At 67.5% G+C, this 18,771-nt stretch carries 18 protein-coding genes; 9 read left to right on the top strand and 9 right to left on the bottom strand.

All coding sequences use genetic code 11. From position 1 onward, the window contains the following. The first annotated feature begins 13 nt into the window (after positions 1 to 13). Positions 14 to 1,102, top strand: coding sequence for a porin (locus LGN17_RS16570; protein ID WP_226197857.1), 1,089 nt, complete (start codon positions 14 to 16; stop codon positions 1,100 to 1,102). Positions 1,103 to 1,228: 126 nt separating this feature from the next. Here the strand turns inward: LGN17_RS16570 and LGN17_RS16575 are convergent, their stop codons facing one another. Beyond that, positions 1,229 to 1,603, bottom strand: coding sequence for a hypothetical protein (locus LGN17_RS16575; RefSeq protein ID WP_175957825.1), 375 nt, complete (start codon positions 1,601 to 1,603; stop codon positions 1,229 to 1,231). Between the two features lie 80 nt (positions 1,604 to 1,683). Continuing rightward, complete coding sequence (locus tag LGN17_RS16580) at positions 1,684 to 1,944, bottom strand: hypothetical protein (protein ID WP_226197758.1); 261 nt, start codon at positions 1,942 to 1,944, stop codon at positions 1,684 to 1,686. Between LGN17_RS16580 and LGN17_RS16585 the strand changes: the two genes are divergently transcribed. From LGN17_RS16585 to LGN17_RS16605, 5 genes are all read left to right on the top strand, one after another. Continuing rightward, the gene (locus LGN17_RS16585; protein ID WP_226197759.1) at positions 1,930 to 2,853 is read left to right on the top strand and encodes a LysR family transcriptional regulator; all 924 of its coding nucleotides are present in this window, start codon (positions 1,930 to 1,932) and stop codon (positions 2,851 to 2,853) included. The genes LGN17_RS16580 and LGN17_RS16585 overlap by 15 nt on opposite strands. A gap of 20 nt (positions 2,854 to 2,873) precedes the next feature. Continuing rightward, positions 2,874 to 3,548 carry a response regulator transcription factor gene (locus LGN17_RS16590; protein ID WP_226197760.1) on the top strand — a complete coding sequence of 225 codons (675 nt, stop codon included), beginning with the start codon at positions 2,874 to 2,876 and terminating at the stop codon, positions 3,546 to 3,548. A 157-nt stretch (positions 3,549 to 3,705) separates the two neighbouring features. Beyond that, positions 3,706 to 6,960 carry an efflux RND transporter permease subunit gene (locus LGN17_RS16595; protein ID WP_226197761.1) on the top strand — a complete coding sequence of 1,085 codons (3,255 nt, stop codon included), beginning with the start codon at positions 3,706 to 3,708 and terminating at the stop codon, positions 6,958 to 6,960. Continuing rightward, positions 6,950 to 8,155, top strand: coding sequence for an efflux RND transporter periplasmic adaptor subunit (locus tag LGN17_RS16600; protein ID WP_226197762.1), 1,206 nt, complete (start codon positions 6,950 to 6,952; stop codon positions 8,153 to 8,155). The genes LGN17_RS16595 and LGN17_RS16600 overlap by 11 nt, the downstream gene beginning before the upstream one ends. Continuing rightward, positions 8,148 to 9,614, top strand: coding sequence for an efflux transporter outer membrane subunit (locus LGN17_RS16605; RefSeq protein ID WP_226197763.1), 1,467 nt, complete (start codon positions 8,148 to 8,150; stop codon positions 9,612 to 9,614). Before LGN17_RS16600 ends, LGN17_RS16605 begins: the two co-directional genes overlap by 8 nt. 85 nt (positions 9,615 to 9,699) lie before the next feature. On the opposite strand, the gene LGN17_RS16610 is transcribed toward LGN17_RS16605, so the two are convergent. Further along, on the bottom strand, positions 9,700 to 10,875 hold the full coding sequence (locus tag LGN17_RS16610; RefSeq protein WP_226197764.1) for a porin: 1,176 nt from the start codon (positions 10,873 to 10,875) through the stop codon (positions 9,700 to 9,702). Between the two features lie 328 nt (positions 10,876 to 11,203). Between LGN17_RS16610 and LGN17_RS16615 the strand changes: the two genes are divergently transcribed. Further along, complete coding sequence (locus tag LGN17_RS16615; protein WP_175957817.1) at positions 11,204 to 11,476, top strand: DUF4148 domain-containing protein; 273 nt, start codon at positions 11,204 to 11,206, stop codon at positions 11,474 to 11,476. Between the two features lie 93 nt (positions 11,477 to 11,569). Next, entirely contained in the window at positions 11,570 to 11,725 is a 156-nt protein-coding gene (locus LGN17_RS16620) for a hypothetical protein (RefSeq protein WP_226197765.1), read from the top strand. Positions 11,726 to 11,799: 74 nt separating this feature from the next. Here the strand turns inward: LGN17_RS16620 and LGN17_RS16625 are convergent, their stop codons facing one another. The 4 genes from LGN17_RS16625 to LGN17_RS16640 all read right to left on the bottom strand — a co-directional run bounded on the left by LGN17_RS16625 (position 11,800) and on the right by LGN17_RS16640 (position 15,206). Continuing rightward, positions 11,800 to 12,483 carry a response regulator transcription factor gene (locus LGN17_RS16625; protein WP_175957815.1) on the bottom strand — a complete coding sequence of 228 codons (684 nt, stop codon included), beginning with the start codon at positions 12,481 to 12,483 and terminating at the stop codon, positions 11,800 to 11,802. Between the two features lie 58 nt (positions 12,484 to 12,541). Then, a complete protein-coding gene (locus LGN17_RS16630) occupies positions 12,542 to 13,873 on the bottom strand; it encodes an ATP-binding protein (protein WP_226197858.1) in 1,332 nt (443 codons plus the stop codon). Between the two features lie 79 nt (positions 13,874 to 13,952). Next, positions 13,953 to 14,630: a response regulator transcription factor gene (locus LGN17_RS16635; protein ID WP_226197859.1), complete on the bottom strand. Its 678-nt coding sequence runs from the start codon at positions 14,628 to 14,630 to the stop codon at positions 13,953 to 13,955. Between the two features lie 363 nt (positions 14,631 to 14,993). Continuing rightward, complete coding sequence (locus LGN17_RS16640; RefSeq protein WP_226197766.1) at positions 14,994 to 15,206, bottom strand: hypothetical protein; 213 nt, start codon at positions 15,204 to 15,206, stop codon at positions 14,994 to 14,996. A 275-nt stretch (positions 15,207 to 15,481) separates the two neighbouring features. Here LGN17_RS16640 and LGN17_RS16645 point away from each other — a divergent pair, with 275 nt between their 5' ends. After that, positions 15,482 to 15,787 (top strand): DUF4148 domain-containing protein, encoded by a 306-nt coding sequence (locus tag LGN17_RS16645; RefSeq protein ID WP_226197767.1) that lies wholly within the window; start codon positions 15,482 to 15,484, stop codon positions 15,785 to 15,787. 307 nt (positions 15,788 to 16,094) lie between these two features. On the opposite strand, the gene LGN17_RS16650 is transcribed toward LGN17_RS16645, so the two are convergent. Together LGN17_RS16650 and LGN17_RS16655 are read right to left on the bottom strand one after the other, a co-directional pair. Beyond that, positions 16,095 to 17,189: a potassium channel family protein gene (locus tag LGN17_RS16650; RefSeq protein WP_226197768.1), complete on the bottom strand. Its 1,095-nt coding sequence runs from the start codon at positions 17,187 to 17,189 to the stop codon at positions 16,095 to 16,097. 85 nt (positions 17,190 to 17,274) lie between these two features. Then, entirely contained in the window at positions 17,275 to 18,609 is a 1,335-nt protein-coding gene (locus LGN17_RS16655) for an NAD(P)/FAD-dependent oxidoreductase (protein WP_226197769.1), read from the bottom strand. Between the last annotated feature and the right edge of the window lie 162 nt (positions 18,610 to 18,771).

Raw genomic sequence — 18,771 nt, forward strand, 5'->3', positions numbered from 1 at the left:
ACGGCTGCTGCGCATGACTTGCGCGCTCGCCTGCTGCGGCCTGTTCTCCCACGCGCATGCGCAAAGCAGCGTCACGCTGTACGGCATCGTCGACACCGGAATCGACTTCGCGTCGAACGTCGGCGACCAGCACCTGTGGCAGATGGCGAGCGGCGTCAGCGCCGGCAGCCGCTGGGGGCTGCGCGGCCGGGAAGATCTGGGTGGCGGGCTGGCCGCGATCTTCGATCTCGAAAGCGGCTTCAATTCCGCGAACGGCGGGCTCGGCAGCGGCCTCGAGTTCTCCCGCAACGCCTACGCCGGGCTGTCGAGCGAGCGCATGGGCACGCTGACGCTCGGCCGCCAGTGGGATCCGGTCGTCGACCTGATCGAGCCGTACTCGCTGAACAGCTATTACGGCGGCTGGTATTTCTCGCACCCGAACGACATGGACAACCTCGACAACGGCTTTGCGGTCAGCAATGCCGTCAAATACACGAGCCCGACGATCGCCGGCTTCACCGGCGAGGCGCTCTACTCGTTCGGCGGCCAGCCCGGCCGCTTCTCCGACAACTCGGCCTACAGCGCGGCCGTCGCGTATACGAACGGGCCGTTCTCGGCCGGCGTCGGCTATCTGCGCGTCAACGATCCGGAGCAGGCGGTGCAGAGCTACCAGAACGGCGACGGCTACACGAACGCGGTATACGGCAACTCTCTCGAGAACGCGCGCAGCCAGAACATCTTCGCGGCAGGCGCGTCGTACCAGATCGGCAAGGTCAAGCTGATGGGCAACTTCAGCAACGTCGATTTCCAGCAAGGCGACGACGAGCAGGACGTGAAGTTCCAGAACTACGAGATCGCCGGCACGCTCGCGGCCACGAGCCAGCTCAACTTCGGCCTCGGCTATACCTACACGACCGGCCGTGACCATGCGACCGGCCAGGAGCCGAAATACCGGCAGCTGAACGCGAGCGCCGAGTACGAACTGTCGAAGCGCACGGCCGTCTACGCGCTCGCGGCGCTGCAGATGGCGTCGGGCGGCGCCGTCGCGCAGGTCGCGGGCTTCGATCCGTCGTCGAACGGCCGTCAGGCGGTCGGCCGGATCGGGCTGCGTCATACGTTCTAGGCGATTTTGCGTCCGGGCCGGCTTTCGACGTTCCGGAAGCCGGGTCCGGCATCGCCGCGATCGACATGCCCGCCGCACCTTCATCCGCCGGTCCCCGGGGCCGGCGCAACTGACGAACACGCCGGGTCAGTTCGGCAGGCTGATCGCCAGTTGCTCATCCTCGAGCAGTTGCGTGAGCGACCCGTGCAGGCGCTCGAGGCTTCGCGGCGGCAGCGCGAAGCTCGCCCAGCCGAGCCCCGTGTGCCGCAGCAACAGCACCGCGCCGCCGTACAGCGGATGGCGCTCCGCATACCAGCACGGGTCCATTTCCGTCACGAACTGCTGCGCGCGCGGCGGCATCTCGGGCACCGCCGGCTGCATCGACGCGCGCAGCAGGCTCAGATACTGGATGACCGCGTCGACGTCCTCCGGATCGAGCACCGCGGCGCCACGTTCGATCGACACCAGCACCACCGGCTTGCCGTGCTCCTGGATCATCTTGATACTCAGCGGCTGCGTCATTTCTGCGTTCCTTGTCACGACTTATATCGTCCTATTATCGGCAGCCGCGCCACACGCTCACCTGAAGATTCGGTGTCGCTTCATGAAGTTTTTTTTAGATGACGAACGACGCCCGGAAGCCGTTCGTCGTGTGCTTGAGCAGCAGATAGCCCCGCCTTCCCCGCCGCTTCCTTAAACGAAATTTCATCCATCCCGCGTCGTTTTTTAAGCGTGAGCGGCAGGCACGCATCCCATAATCGGCTCGCTACCCTGCCGCTCACGCGTTGCAGGACGCGCCGATCGATCATCGCCGGCGCATGCCTCCCAACCCCACCCTTGCGCGGATCATGAATCAACTGCAAGCGATGCGTGTCTTCACGCGCGTAGTCGAGTTGTCGAGTTTCAATCTCGCCGCCCGCCAGCTCGGGATGTCCGCTGCCGCGGTCACGCGCAGCGTCGGCATGCTCGAAGCGCACCTGAACATGCGCCTGCTGAACCGGACGACCCGCAGCCTGTCCCTCACCGAGACCGGCCGCGAATACCTCGACGGTTGCCGCACGATCATCGAGAAGCTCGACGAGATCGAATCGAACCTCGTGCAGGCCACTCGCGACCCGCGCGGCACGCTGCGGATCGCGGCGTCGGCGACCTCCGTCGCGGCCGGCCTCGGCCGCCTGCTGTCGGCGTATCGCGCCGCCCATCCGCGTGTCCGGTTCGACGTGACGACGTTCGACACGCATGTCGACATGGTCGAGGGCGGCTACGACGTCTGCTTCTGCGACGATCGCCGCCTGATCAACGCGACCTTCGTCTCGCGCATGCTGATGAGCGTGCGCGACGTGGTGGTCGCGTCGCCCGAGTACCTCGCGCGCCACGGCACGCCGAACGACCCCGGCGAACTGAACGAACACAGCCTGCTGACCGTGTCGAACGGCACGGCCCGCAGCTGGGAGTTCTCCGACGTCGACGGCGCCTACCGCGTCTATACCGGCAACGCGCTGGCGTCGTCCGGCAGCATGATGGTGCGGATCGCGGCGCTCAATCACATGGGCATCACGCAATTGCCGCATCCGCTCGTCGCCGACGATCTCGCGCGCGGCACGCTGCTGCCGCTACTCGAACGTTACGAAGTCAACGGCGGCCCGCGCTGCGTGTCGATGCTTTACCCCAGCCGCAACTATCTGTCGACGAAAGTGCGCAGCTTCATCGACTACGTGGTCGACCACTATCGCGCGCTCGAACGCGACACCGTGCAGCTCTCCGCCGCCTGACGCCCCGGGCCGCTCCGTCGATGACACGCATCCTGACGATCGAAGACGATCCGCTGATCGCGGATCACATCACGCGCGCGCTGCGAGCCGCCGGCCACCAGGTGGACGTCGCGCGTACCGGCCGCGACGGCATGGCCCGCGCGATGAGCACCGACTACGACGTCGTCACGCTCGACCGCATGCTGCCGGATCTCGACGGCCTCACGATCCTCGCGACGATGCGCGGCGTCGGCCTCGACACGCCGGTGCTCGTGATGAGCGCGATGTCCGATGTCGACCAGCGCATCCAGGGGCTGCGTGCGGGCGGCGACGACTATCTCGTCAAGCCGTTCTCGCTCGACGAGATGTGCGCGCGCATCGACGTGCTGATCCGCCGGCGGCCGCGCGGCCCGCAGGTCGAGACGGTGCTGCGCGCCGGCGAGCTCGAACTCGACCTGGTGCGGCGTCGCGTCACGCTCGGCGGGCACGAGCTCGCGCTGCTGCCGACCGAATGGCGCGTGCTCGAATTCATGATGCGCCACGCGGGGCGCGTGCTCACGCGCACGATGATCTTCGAAGCGGTATGGGGCTGCCGCTTCGATCCGGGCACGAACCTGATCGACGTGCACGTCGGCCGCCTGCGCAAGAAGGTGAACCGGCCCGGCGCCGGGCCGTTGATCCGCACGATCCGCGGCTCGGGCTACATGCTCGGCTGAATCAGGCCGCCGCCACCTAAAACTTGTTTCATCTTTTTAGCGACCGGCTGTTAGGGGCCGCTCCGCAGAATGCGGTCATCGGCTGCGCATCGGTGTTTTCCCGAGGCCGCGCGCATCCGGCTCTTCTTCACGACGCTTTTGAACGGAGCAGCACCCCATGCTGAAAATTGTCCGGCTCGCGCTTGTCCGGCCCTATACGTTCGTCGTGCTGGCGCTGCTGATCCTGATCGCAGGTCCGCTCGCGGCGGTGCGCACCCCCATCGACATCTTCCCGGACATCCGCATTCCGGTGATCAGTGTCGTCTGGAACTATTCCGGCCTGCAGCCGGACGACATGTCCGGCCGGATCGTCACGTACTACGAGCGCACGCTCGGCACCACGGTCAACGACATCCAGCACATCGAATCCCAGTCGTTCCGCAGCTTCGGCATCGTCAAGATCTTCTTCCAGCCGACCGTCGACATCCGCACGGCCACCGCGCAGGTCACGTCGATCTCGCAGACGGTGCTCAAGCAGATGCCGCCCGGCACCACGCCGCCGCAGATCCTCAACTACAACGCGTCGACCGTGCCGGTGCTGCAGATCGCGCTGAGCAGCAACACGCTCGACGAGCAGAAGCTGGAGGACTACGCGGAGAACTTCATTCGCCCGCAGCTGCTGTCGGTGCCCGGCGTCGCGATTCCGACGCCATATGGCGGCAAAGCGCGCGAGGTGCAGATCGACCTCGATCCGCAGGCGCTGCAGTCGAAGGGGCTGTCGGCGCAGGACGTCGCGCACGCGCTCGCGCAGCAGAACCAGATCATCCCGGCCGGCACGCAGAAGATCGGCCGCTTCGAATACAACATCAAGCTCAACAACAGCCCGCTCGCGCTCGACGCGCTGAACGACCTGCCGATCAAGTCGGTCGGCGGCACGACCCTCACGATCCGCGACGTGGCGCACGTGCGCGACGGCTTCCCGCCGCAGAGCAACATCGTGCGCGTCGACGGCCATCGCGCCGTGCTGATGAGCATCCTGAAGAACGGCTCGGCGTCGACGCTCGACATCATCGCGGGCGTGAAGGCCAAGCTGCCGCTGATCGAACAGACGCTGCCGCCGGGCCTGAAGCTCGTCACCATGGGCGACCAGTCGACCTTCGTGAAGGGCGCCGTCAGCGGCGTGGCGCGGGAAGGCATCATCGCCGCCGCGCTGACCTCGCTGATGATCCTGCTGTTCCTCGGCTCGTGGCGCTCCACGCTGATCATCGCCGCGTCGATTCCGCTGGCCGTGCTCTCGGCGATCGCGCTGCTCGCGGCCACCGGCGAGACGCTCAACGTGATGACGCTCGGCGGCCTCGCGCTGGCGGTCGGGATCCTGGTCGACGACGCGACGGTGACAATCGAGAACGTGAACTGGCACCTCGAACAGGGCAAGGACACCCGTACCGCGATCGTCGACGGCGCGAAGCAGATCGTGATGCCCGCACTGGTCTCGCTGCTGTGCATCTGCATCGTGTTCGTGCCGATGCTGATGCTCGACGGCATCTCGCGCTTCCTGTTCGTGCCGATGGCCAAGGCCGTGATCTTCTCGATGGTGTCGTCGTTCGTGCTGTCGCGCACCTTCGTGCCGATGCTCGCGCAATACCTGCTCAAGCCGCACGCATCGGCCGGCCATGCGTCGGGCGAAATGGCCGCGATCATGGATCCGCACGCGGGCCACGCGGGCGCGCACGACGTGCCGCCCTCGTCCAATCCGCTGGTGCGCTTCCAGCGCGCGTTCGAGTGCCGCTTCGAGGCCGTGCGCGCGTCGTACCGGATCCTGCTGGGCCTCGCGCTCACGCGCCGCAAGCCGTTCGTCATCGGGTTCCTGTGCGTGGTGGCCGCGTCCTTCCTGCTCGCGCCGTGGCTCGGCCGCAACTTCTTCCCGGCCATCGACTCGGGCGAGATCTCGCTGCACGTACGCGCGCCGGTCGGCACGCGCGTCGAGGAAACCGCCGCCGAGTTCGACCACATCGAGAACACGATCCGCGGCGTGATTCCGCCGTCGCAGTTGCGCGCGATGATCGACAACATCGGCCTGCCGAAGAGCGGGATCAACCTGACCTACAACAACAGCGGCACGCTCGGGCCGCAGGACGGCGACATCCTGATCTCGCTGTCGAAGGATCACGCGCCGACCGCCGGTTACGTGCGCACGCTGCGCGAACTGCTGCCGCGCGCCTATCCGGGCACCACGTTCTCGTTCCTGCCCGCCGACATCGTCAGCCAGATCCTCAATTTCGGCTCGCCCGCCCCGGTCGACCTGCAGGTGGCCGGCCCCAACCAGCGCGCGAACCTCGAATACGCACGCGAGCTGTACCGCAAGCTGCGCCTGATCGCAGGCATCGCCGACACGCGCATCCAGCAGGCCAGCACCTACCCGCAATTCACGGTGGCGGTCGACCGCACGCGCGCCGACCAGCTCGGCATCACCGAGCAGGACGTGACGAACTCGGTGGTCGCGACGCTGGCCGGCACCAGCCAGGTCGCCCCGACCTACTGGCTCAATCCGCGCAACGGCGTGTCCTACCCGATCGTCGCGCAGACGCCGCAGTACCGGATGACCACGCTGTCGGCGCTGCAGAACCTGCCGGTCACCGGGGCGAGCGGCCAGTCGCAGCTGCTCGGCGGCCTGGCCACGATCACGCGCGGCGTCGGCAACGCGGTGGTGTCGCACTACAACATCGAGCCGCTGTTCGACATCTACGCGACGACCCAGGGCCGCGACCTCGGCGCGGTCGCGGCCGACATCGACGGCATCGTCAAGGCCACCGCGAAGGATCTGCCGAAGGGCTCGACCGTCACGCTGCGCGGCCAGGTGCAGACCATGAACGGCGCGTTCGCCGGCCTGCTGCTCGGCCTCGTCGGCGCGATCGCGCTGATCTACCTGCTGATCGTCGTGAACTTCCACTCGTGGGCCGACGCGTTCGTGATCGTCTCGGCGCTGCCGGCCGCACTGGCCGGCATCGTCTGGATGTTGTTCACCACGCACACGCCGCTGTCGGTGCCGGCGCTGACCGGCGCGATCCTGTGCATGGGCGTGGCGACCGCGAACTCGATTCTCGTCGTCAGTTTCGCGCGCGAGCGCCTGGCCGAAACCGGCAACGCGCTGGCGTCCGCACTCGAGGCCGGCTTCACGCGGTTCCGCCCGGTGCTGATGACGGCGCTTGCGATGATCATCGGCATGGCGCCGATGGCGCTCGGCCTCGGCGACGGCGGCGAGCAGAACGCGCCGCTCGGCCGCGCGGTGATCGGCGGCCTCGCGTGCGCGACGATCGCGACGCTGTTCTTCGTTCCCGTCGTGTTCAGCCTCGTGCATCGGCGCGACGCGCTGAAGCACGACGCTTCCCGCGCTTCCTCCCCTTCCGCGTCCGGAGCTTTCCATGTCCACTGAGATCGATATCAAGTCGCCGAAACGGCTGCCCAACCTCAAGCTCGTCGCCACGATCACCGCGCTGATCGCGGTCGGCATCGTGACGACCGGCGTCGTCGGCCGCGCGCATGCGAAACAGGAAATGACGACCTGGTCCGCCGAGCAGGCCGTGCCGACCGTGGTCGCCTACACACCGTCGACCGGCGCCGAGGGCAGCACGCTGGTGCTGCCGGGCCATCTGTCCGCGTTCGAGAGCGCGCCGATCCACGCGCAGGTGTCGGGCTACCTGCATGCGTGGTACACCGACATCGGCGCGCACGTGAAGTCGGGCCAGCTGCTCGGGCTGATCGACACGCCCGAGCTCGACCAGCAGCTGCAGCAGGCGCGCGCCGACCTGCAGAGTTCGCTCGCCAACGAGAAGCTGGCCGCGTCCACGGCCGCGCGCTGGACCAGGATGCTCGCGCAGGATTCGGTGTCGCAGCAGGAAACCGACGAGAAGACCAGCGACCTCGCCGCCAAGCAGGCGATCGTCGCGGCCAACGAGGCCAACGTGCGGCGCCTCGACGCGCTCGAGGCGTTCAAGCGCATCGTCGCGCCGTTCGACGGCGTGGTCACCGCGCGCAAGACCGATATCGGCCAGCTGATCTCGGCAGGCGGCGGTACGGGCCCCGAGCTGTTCGCCGTGTCCGACGTGCACCAGATGCGCGTCTACGTCAGCGTGCCGCAGAACGAGGCGGCCGCGATCCGCCCCGGCATGACGGCCACGCTGACCGTGCCCGAGCATCCGGGCGAAACCTTCCATGCGACGCTCGCCGACACCGACGACTCGATCGCCGATTCGACCGGCACGCTGCTCGTGCAGTTGATGGTCGACAACCGCGACGGCAAGCTGATTCCGGGCGAATACACCGAAGTGCATTTCGCGCTGCCGGCCGGCAGCAGCCACGTGCTGACGATTCCGGCCAGCTCGCTGATCTTCCGGCAGGCAGGCCTGCAGGTCGCCGTGGTCGGCAAGGACAACCGCGCGGTATTCAAGCCCGTGACGGTCGCGACCGATCTCGGCACGCACGTGCAGATCGCGACCGGCCTCGCTCCGGACGATCGCGTGATCGACAACCCGCCGGACTCGCTGGCCGCGGGCGACCCGGTCAGGCTCGCGGCGCCGGCCCGCGCCGTCGCGGCGGCCGCGCGCGACACGGAGCGTGCGAATGGCTAACCGGGTTCGGCTCTGCGCGATGCTCGCCGGCATCGCGTTCCTCTCCGCGTGCTCGTTCGCGCCCGCCTATCACGCACCGCGGACGGCGTTGCCGGCCAGTTTCAAGGAAGCGGGCGGCTGGCAGACCGCGAAGCCGGCCGACCGCATCGCCCGCGACGGCTGGTGGAAGGCGTTCCGCGATCCGGTGCTCGACCGGCTCGAAGCACAGGTGGCCGCGGCCAACCCCGACGTGGCCGCCGCCGTGGCCCGTCACGACGAAGCCGCCGCGCTGTTCGACCAGGCGCGCTCGGGGCTGTTTCCGACCATCGGCCTCGGCGCGCAAGTCTCGAGCAACCGGCAATCGGCCACGCGGCCGCTGCGCGGCTCGAACCAGCCGGACGTGTACGGCTCCAACACGCTCGACGCCGGCTTCGACTACGACCTCGACCTGTGGGGGAAAGTCCGCAACGAAGTCGCGGCCGGCCGCGCCGACGCGCAAGCCAGCGCCGACGATCTCGCGTCGGTGCGGCTGAGCCTGCAGGCCAGCCTCGCGAACGCGTACTTCAACCTGCGCGGGCTCGACCAGCAGCAGCAACTGCTGGCCGACACGATCGCCACCTACCGGCGCGCGCTGCAGTTGACGATGAGCCGGCACGAAGGCGGCATCGCGTCCGATCTCGACGTCTCGCGCGCACAAACGCAGCTCGATTCGGCCCGTGCATCGGCCGAGGACGTGCGCGCGCGGCGCGCGCTCTACGAGCACTCGATCGCGACGCTCACGGGCGTACCGGCGTCGTCGTTCTCGCTGACGCCGGACCTGGGCGTCGCGTACCTGCCGACGATCCCGGCCGGCATTCCCGCCACGCTGCTGCAGCGGCGTCCCGACGTCGCGGCCGCCGAGCGCCGCATGGCGGCCGCCAACGCGAAGATCGGCGTGGTGCGCGCGGCGTTCTTCCCCGACGTCACGCTCGGGCTGATCGGCGGGTACCAGAGTTCCGGGCTCGGCCACTGGCTCAGCGCACCGAACGAGATCTGGTCGATCGGACCCAGCCTCGCGCTGACGCTGTTCGACGGCGGCCGCCGCCAGGCGCTCACCGACCAGGCGCGCGCGAAACTGGCCGAGAACGGCGCGCGCTATCGCGCGGTGGTGCTCGCCGCGTGCCAGCAGGTGGAGGACAACCTCGCGCTCACGCACCACCTCGGCGACGAAGCCGCTCGCGAGCAGGAAGCGCTCGACGCGGCCGAGCGCACGCTGCAGTTGTCGATGTCGCGCTATCGGGACGGCGTCGTCAGCTATCTCGACGTGGTGACGGCGCAAACCACCGAGCTCAATACGAAGGTCGCGATGCTGGAGCTGGACACGCGCCGGCAACTGGCGGCGGTGGGATTGATCGCCGCGTTGGGCGGCGGGTGGTCGACGGATGAAGCCGCATCCGGGGCGCCGGCGCCGGCCGCGACGCCGACCCGTTCCGCGACCTGACACCCTCGCGACACGCGGGAGGCGTGTCGCCTTTCAAGGCACCCGTCGCGATGACGGGTGCCGTTTTTTACATCGATCCGGCTGCTCAGAACTTGTGGCGGATACCGGCCGCGACCACGGCCTGCCGGTCGTTGCCCGACGCGGCGAGATTGAAGATCCCCGCGTTGCCGAGCACCGCGACGCCGTCCGCGCCCGTCACGCGCTGGTACACGCCTTCGAGATAGAGATCGGTGCGGCGCGACAGCGCATAGTCGGCCTGCAGCATGAACTGGTTCCACTTCGGCGCGACGCTGCGGCCCGCATCGTCGAAACGGCCCTGCGTGAACGTATACGAGCCGCCCAGCGAAAAGGCCGGCGTCAGGAAGTAGCGCCCGTTCAGTTCGTAGTTGCTGAAGGTCAGCAACTGGCCGTTCACGGCGCCGTACGCACCGCCTTGCGACAGTTCGCGCGGATCGTTCAGGATCGTTCTCGTGTAGACGAGGCCGATCGCCGCATGGTCGAACGCGTAATGCGCGCCGGCGCCGAACGTGCGCCAGCGGCCGCCGGCCAGCATCGCATCGCCGTCCGAACTGCTCAGCGATCCGCCCGTATTCTGCGGCGCGTTCACGCCGCCCGGCTGGTTGGACTGCAGGTACGCGACCGCGAGGTCGACCGGGCCGTTCGCGTACTGCGCGCCGACGCTGTACGCGTTGTTGTTGCTGAACCCGCCGCCCTGGTTGCTGAAGCCGTACGCGCCGCCGAACGTGAAGCCGCCGTAGTCCGCGCTGCGGAATTTCACCGCGTTGTTCATCCGCGTGTCGTTGGCGAGATTATCGTTGTCGTACGGGTGATCGGCGATGTTGCCGCCGAATCCCGAGCCCGTCGCCGACAGCGGCGCGACGAAGTCGACCAGGAAATCGTACTGGCGGCCGAGCGTCACCGTGCCCCACTGGCGGCTGGACAGACCGACCCACGCCTGGCGGCCGAACTCGTCGCCGCCGTTGCCGAACTTGCCGTTCGCGACGTTGAAGCCGTTCTCGAGGGTGAACACGGCAGCCAGGCCGCCGCCGAGATCCTCGTTGCCGCGCAGACCCCAGCGCGACGTGCTGACGTTGCCGCTCTGGACGCCGTAGACCGGGCCCGCACCGGCCGACGATTTCTGGTTGCTGATGTAGTCCAGGCCCGCGTCGATCGTGCCGTACAGCGTGACGCTGCTCTGCGCGTGGGCCGTGCTCGCAAGCACGCACGCGATCGCCGCCGGGATTGCCAGATATTTCTTCATGATGGTTTCGCTAGAGTGGATCGGTCTTCTCGCATCGACGGCCAGTGTGGGATGGCCGGTCCGTCCGCGATGCGATGGCGCACAATTTAGGCGGCGGGCATGACAGCGCCGTTATCAAAACGGCCCGAAAAATGAAACCCTCTTCATGTTCGCGATGCAACGGTTTCATGTCCGCCCAGACGCTGCGCCCGCGCATGAATTTCTTTTCACGTTGCGTATGCCGATCCGCTAGCCACCCTCCTCTATGCTTGACCTCAACCCGATGCGCAACAGCGACACATGCCGCGCCGGGGGATGAACCCAGTCAACCATCATGAGGACTCCGAACATGAAAACCGCCCATATCGTCGCCGCCGCCATGCTCGCCGCAATCGGCACGCTGTCCGTTCCCGCGTTTGCACAGACCGGCAGCCAGCCGATGCAGATGGCTTCCGCCGTCACCAAGGATGGGGCGACCGGTGCGCAGGCCGCCGGCCAGTGGGTGCCGCCGTACGGCCAGGCGATGCACGAGAAGACGCGCGCCGAGGTCTACGCCGAACTCGTGCATGCCGAACAGGACGGGCAGCTCAAGTACCTGAACTCCACGCTCTACTCGCATTGATGCGTACCGCCGTGCGGCCGGGCGCGGTGCCCGGCTCGTGCCGTCCGCGCCGTCCGCGGCGACGCCTCCCTTTCACCGAAACGTCCGCCATTCATGAAGCTTCGTCCGTTGTTCGCCCGTTCTGCCCGTCTCGCGATCGCCGCGGTCGCCGCCGGCGTCCTGCTGTCCGGCTGTGCCGCCGCGCAGCCCGACGGCCCCGGCGATTGCGTCGGGCCGCCCGATTTCTGCGTGCCGTTCTTCGGCTCGTAAACGCACGACGGGCGCGCTGCCGTCGGCAGGGCGCCCGTCGCGTCTTCCGCTCGATGCGGGCCACGCCCGCGCGCTCAGGCGTCCGGCAGCGTCACCTGGTAGCCGTAACGGCTCACGGTATCGATCCGCACGCCGGGCAGGTGCCGCGCAAGCTTGCGGCGCAGCCGCGACACCACGAGATTGACGCTCGACGGATCGACATCCTCCTTGTCCTGCCAGACGTAGCGGATCAGCTGATCGCGCGGCACCGGCGCGTTCGGACGGCGCATCAGGCATTCGAGCAGCAGGCATTCGCGCCGCGTCACGGCCAGGCGCAGCTTGCCGTCCTTGAGTTCACGCGCGAGCGTGTCGAACGGGGATGCCGCCGCGACCGGGCCTTCCGTGTCGCGCGGCCCGGCCAGCCGCTGCAGCGCCTGCAGGCGCTCGTGCAACTCGATGAACGAGTACGGCGCGCAAAAGCAGGCGTCGGCGCCCGCACGCAGCACGCGGATGCGCTCGCGCGCCGACGCCTGGCCGATCAGCACCACCAGCGCCGCGCCGCCGCCGTCGGCGACGAAACGCGGCAGCATCGCGATCAGCGCGGCGTCGCCGCCGGGCTCGAAAGCCGTCGCGACGATTGCGTCGAACGCCTCCTGCGAGGCGAGGAACAGCCCGTCGCGCAGGTCGTCGGCGCGCTGCAGGCTGTGCCCGCTCTCCTGCAGCGCCTTGTGCAGCCACGCCGCTTCCGGGTGCGGCGAAGTCACGAGCAGGACGCGCATCGTCAACGGGCCTCGCAGCGGAAAACCGCACACACGAGCAATTGCATCCGGACAAACGTCATGCCAGCGACCTCGGCCAGCATTCGATCGTCACGCGCGTGCCGGGCTCGGCATTGCCGATGCGCAGCGTGAAGTCGTGCACGTTGACGACCGCCGACACGATGCTCAGGCCGAGCCCCGCCCCGGCGAGATGCCCGGTACGGCGGCTGCGGTAGCGATGCTGCAGCACGGCCTCGCGCTCGTTGGCCGCGATGCCCGGGCCGTTGTCGACCACGTCGATGCGCGGACCGCACGGCGTGTCATGCAGTTCCACGCGCACGGTGTCGCCCGACGTCGTGTACTTGAGCGCGTTGTCGAGCAGGTTGGTGAGCGCCTCGAACAGCAGCGCGCAATCGCCATGGATCCGCGTGACAGGCTCGACGAGCACCACGAACTGGATCGAACGGCTGTCGGCGAGCGGCTCGAACAGTTGCCCGACATCCGTGACGAGATCCTCCAGCGCCACCTCCGCGAACCCGCCGCGCCGCTGCAGCGAACCGATTTCGGCAATGCGCAGCATCGCGCGAAAGCGGCTGAGCAGCACGTCGGTCTCGTTGCGCGCCCGTGCGACGAGGCTCGCCAGCGCCGCATCGTCGAGCCCGTCCGCGCGCTCCGCCGCGTGCGCGAGCAGCGTGTGCACGTGCGCGAGCGGTGTCCGCAGGTCGTGCGCGATGCCGTCGCAGACGCCCTTCACTTCGTTCATCAGGCGCTCGACTTCCTCGAGCATGTGATTGACGAGATGCGACAGCAGGTCGATCTCGTCGTGCCCGCCGATCGGCAGCCGCTGCCCGAGGTCGCCCTGCGCGATGCGCTGCGTGATGAGCCGAACTTCCTTCAGGCGCTGCATCTGCCGGACGCTGAGGATCAACCCGCCGACGACGCCCGCGGCAAGGCAGAACAACCCGCCGCCGACGAGCGCCTGGATGATCGCCGCGCGGATCCTCAGGATGTGCGTGAGGTCGCGCCCAAGCACCAGAATGTCGCCGTTGGCGCGCCGCTCCGCCATCGTGCGGACGACCGGCGGCACCTGGTCGCCCGCGATCGTCATCGTGTGATCGAGCGTCACGCCGTTGCGGTTCGGCTGGAGGCCGGCCGGCAGTGCCAGCACGTCGCCCGCGATATGCTTGCCGTCCGCGGTGAAGAGCCCGTAATAGTTGGTGTGCATCCGCTCGCGCTCGATCCGGTGCTGAATGGCGGCAGGAAGCTGGTCCTCCTGGATCGAATCGAAGTAGATCATCTGCCAGTCGATCACCACATCGGTTTCGCGCTCCATGTCGTGTGTGATCACCGATGCGATGTAGCCGAGCAGCAACATCACCGAGATGGAAAACGTCACGGCGTAGACGGACACGAGCCGGAACGTGCTGGAGTACCAGCGCCGCTTGGGCGCCGGCTGGACGTGATGCGTGGAGGACGTCAAGGCAGCGGACTCAACCAAGGATGTAACCGGCACCGCGTACCGTCTGGATCATCTGTTTCGCATCGGGCGGATCGATCTTCTTGCGCAGCCGGCCCATGTGCACTTCGATCAGGTTGGTGCCGGGATCGAAGTGATAGCCCCATACGGCCTCGAACAGCATCGTGCGCGTGATGGTCTGCCCGGCATTGCGCATCATGTATTCGAGCACGCGGTACTCGGTCGGCAACAGCGCGATTTCCTCGCCGTCGCGAAACACCTTGCGCGAGATCAGGTCGAGCCTGAGCGGCCCGACGGTCAGGCTCGTGTCGAACTGCGCGGGCGCCGTCTGGCTCCGGCGCAACAGCACTTCGAGGCGCGCGGCCATTTCCTCGGGATCGAACGGTTTGGTCAGGTAGTCGTCGCCGCCCGCGCGCAAGCCGCGAACGCGTTCGTCGACATCGCCGAGCGCACTCAGCATCAGCACCGGGGTGCGCACGCCGACGCTGCGCATCGTGGTCAGGATCGTGAGGCCGTCGACGACCGGCAGCATCCGGTCGAGCGTGATCACGTCGAATTCGTTGCCGAGCGCGCGGGCCATGCCGTCGCGCCCGTTCGCCACCCATTCGACCGTGAAACCGCGACCTGTCAGTTCTCTGACGATTTCATTCGCGGTGATTTCGTCATCTTCGATCGTGAGGACGTGCGCCATGGCCGCACCGTCGCGGGACAGCTTGTTGGGCAGGACCGGCTGGTTACCCGGGGAAACTGATAATGCCATATACGATTCTCGTCTTCATCGAAGGGACGCATGCGCTTCGACTCCCGATGGCCGAACGCGCTCGGATGGAGACTACACGCGCGCGCGTAAATCGTGCGCGTCGACTTCATGAAGAAAATTTCATATATGGCGACATCGCGGCCCGGCCGTTGCCGGCACCGGCCGGCCAGGCGCGCGATGACGCGGGACGCCGGGAACCGGCCGGCATCCGGAAAGTTGCGACACCATGCCGCACCGTCATCGGCGAACGCGGGCCACCGGCGGTCGTGGCCGGGCGCGTCGCGATGCATGCAATCAGCCGCGCGGCGGCGACCCGTCCGGCTTGCCGGCCACCCGCTGCGATGCGGCGGCATGCGCGGCGTCCTCCGCACGATGCAGGCGCTCGACCTTCGTCTGCGCGAGCGTCGCGTCGGCAATCGCGAGCCCCGTTCCCTGCACCTTCGCGAACGCCAGCACCGGCGAGCACACCAGCGCGACGAGCGCGGCCATCCTGACGGTCGTTTTCATGCCTTTCCTCCTGCGGGCCGCGCCGTGCGCAGCGTCGATTGATCACCGGCTCGACGATACGCACGAGCCGCTAACCGTTCGACAGCGCACACATGAAGGTTTCTTTAACGTCCGATGCACGCGATGAAGGCGGCCTCGACACGCGCCGCCCCGCATAAAACTTGTTTCATCTTCGCGCTGCCGTTTCGATAGTCCGCCGCCCCTAACCTTCGTCGGGCAGTCGACGTTGGCATCCCACCGTACGGCCTGTTCCCAACGCTTCCCAGGAGTCGAAGATGAATCATCCCGCCCGTTACCTCGCCTGTGCCGCGCTGCTCGTGCTGAGCGTCTCCGCGCACGCCGCGCCGAAGCTCACGTCGGCGCAATGCAACGACTATCCGTTCGTGCACACGAAAGGCCCGGTCTCCCATCGGCAACTGGTCAACGAGCTGAACGAGCTGGAGTCCGTCGGCTACAACCCGGCGTCGGGCGACGAAAGCAGCTATCCGGACGATATCGATTCGGCGCAGGCGCGCCTGATGCAGAAGTATCAGAAGGATTGCGCGGGCGCCGCCAACACGGTCGCGTCGAACGGCAACTGAAGCGCCAGCGGCAAACGATCTCCGAGTTTGCGCGCTTGCCTCGCGGCTGCGCGCTTTTTTTCGTCATCCGAACGGATTCGCCATCATGCGCGCAGACGGTACGACGCTTCCGGAGAGACGCGGCCCGTTCGACATCATGCACTCATGCGCGGCGGCGAACGCGAAACGAGCGCCGATCGGAGATGGATCGACATGGCCTGATGCCGCCCGCCACGCCTGCATGGCGCCTGCACGATGAAAGCAGGTCGACGATGCGTCAACGACCCGCCGCGCGAATCATTTGCTTGTTCTATAAATTCGAACCCCGTCACATATCCGGATCCGGAATCCTTGCCGACTGGATCACGACCAGCGTATCCCCCGCCTCGATCCTGCACGGCGGATCCTCATAGAACGAAAAGATCTTCCCGCACCGGTCGAGCCCGACGACGATCGCGCCCGGCACGACGTTCGTCATGCAGCCGATCTCGCTTGGCATCGCCTCGCGCTCCAGCAGCGTCGCGCGCCCGCGCGTCGACAGCATGTCGTTCACGAACGGCACGATGTAGCGGCTGTGCACCGCGTCCGCGAGCAGCAGCGCGCCGATCTTCGTCGACGACACGATCACGTCGGCGCCCGCCTGCCGCAATTGCCGCTGGTACAGGTTCTCCTGGATCCGCACGACGATCTTCGTATCGGGCGCGATGCTGCGCACCGACAGCGTCAGCAGGATCGCGGTCGGATCGTCGGTCACCGAGATGATCACGGCCTTCGCCGCACGCACCTGTGCCTGCTGCAGCAGGTCCTCGTGCGCGGGATCGCCGAGCAACCCCGTCACGCCGAGCGACGTCGCGGCCTCGAGCGCCTGCTGCTGCGAATCGATCACGATGATCGTCGCGGCATCGACGCCGCTCTCGAGCAGCTCGCGCACGGCGATCGACCCCGACAGGCCATACCCGCAGACGACGATGTGATCGGACAATTGCTTTTGCAGGCGTTTCATGCGGAATTCCTCGACGACGCGCTGGATCACGAACTGATACGCCGTGCCCAGGAAAATGAACCAGATGACGATGCGGATCGGCACGATGAAGAACGCATCGATGAGACGCGCCCGCGCGGTGACGGGCACGATGTCGCCGTAGCCGACCGTCGCGACGGTCACCATCGTGAAGTACACGAGATCGGCGACGGTCATCGGCGTGCTCTTGGTCGAATCGCGCAGGCCGTCCCGATCGAGATACAGGACGAGGAACGCGAGCACGCACAACAGCACGACCGCACCGACACGAAACAGCAGCGTGCGCCGCGGCGACGTCGCGGGACGGGTGAACAGCATGCGCGCACGCGGCGCCTGCCACGGGTTGCGGGCGCGACGCAGGCGTGAGCGCAACGAACGGCGCTTGGCGGAAGGCGTTGCCAACGGGGGAATCTCCTGAAGGATGCGGGCTCGATTCTACGACGGGAAGACGGCGATCCGGCCCGACATCATTGCATCGATTCGTCCGTTACAGCATGCTGCGCAGCCGCACCATCGTCCCGTCGACGAAACGCTGCGCGCGAAACGCCGACAGGTCGAGCGACGGCGCGCCCGTGTCGATCCATTCGGCGAGCAGCCGGCCGACGATCGGCCCCATCGCGAAGCCGTGACCGCAGAACCCCGTCGCGATCGCGAGCCCCGACGGCGTGCCCGGCGCATCGATCACCGGAATGCCGTCGGGCAGCACGTCGATCAGGCCGGCCCACGACTCGACGATCTGCGCATCCTTCAGCGCGGGGAAGATCGCCTTGAGCTTCGCGAGCGCGCGCGGCGCATGCGCGCGATTCGGCTGCGGCTGCGGATCGCGCGGCTCGATCGGTCCGGCCGCACCGTTGATGCGGGCAAGCGCATCGCGCCACGCAGCCGAATTCAGGTGTAGCCGGAACTTGTCGCGCTGCGACCAGAACGCCGGCCAGAACAGGCTCAACCCGCGCAGGTGGCCGAGCGTCAGGTCGACGTCGACCTGCATGTCGTCGGCGAGATTGATCGCACCGTTCTTGCGCTGCCGGATGCCGAGGCCGTGGCCCCACACCGTCGACGCCGACACCGGCGGCACCACATTGGTGCGCATGCACGTGCCGCGTACCGCCTGTTGCGGCAGCCGGATGCCGACGCCGTCGAGCAACCTGAAGCTGGTCGCGCCGGCCGCGCAGATCACGCGCCGCGTGCGGATCGTGCCGCGCTCGGTCACGACGCCGGCCACCGCACCGCCGGCCGTCTCGATTGCGCTCACGCCGCAGCCTTCGAAGAAGCGCGCGCCCGCCTCGACGGCACGCGCGGCGAATGCGGCCGCCACGCGGCGCGGCTCGGCCTGCCCGTCGGTCGCGGTGTACAGCCCGCCGAGCGTGCGCGCCTGCGGCGAAAGGCCGCTGACGCGCTCGTCGATCTGCGCGCGCGTCAGCGTGCGCGTGTCGAGCTCGTGCTCGCGCGCGACGGCGAGCCACGCGTTGAACGACGCCCAGTCCGTTTCGTTGTCCGCAATATAGAGACAGCCGCCCTGCCGCCATTCGAGATCGAAACCGAGGGTTTCCTCTAATCCTTCCCAGATCCGCATGCCGGCCATCATCAGCGGCACCTCGGCTGCTTCGCGGCCCTGCTGCCGCACGAAGCCCCACGCGCGCGTCGACTGCTGTCCGGCGATGCGCGACTTGTCGAGCACGACGGCCTTCAGGCCGCGCAGGCCCAGGTAATACGCGGCTGCGCAGCCCATGATGCCGGCGCCGGCGATCACGATATCGGCCTCGGTCGGGAATGGTGTGCCGGCGAGGGTCAGTGCATCGTGCAGCGGATAGGTTGTCGTCATTGCTTCCTGTCAGGCGTTAATACGTCCGGATACGGACCTCGGTGGTAACGTCGTGACACACCTTTCACACAAACGCACCTTTCACGACGCTGAATAACGACCATTTTGCGGTAAAGTTATCTTTTCCGCGCGTGGCCGGTCGGCTCGCCCCTGGACGTCATG

The sequence above is a fragment of the Burkholderia sp. AU30280 genome, assembly GCF_020420125.1.
Classification (GTDB): domain Bacteria; phylum Pseudomonadota; class Gammaproteobacteria; order Burkholderiales; family Burkholderiaceae; genus Burkholderia.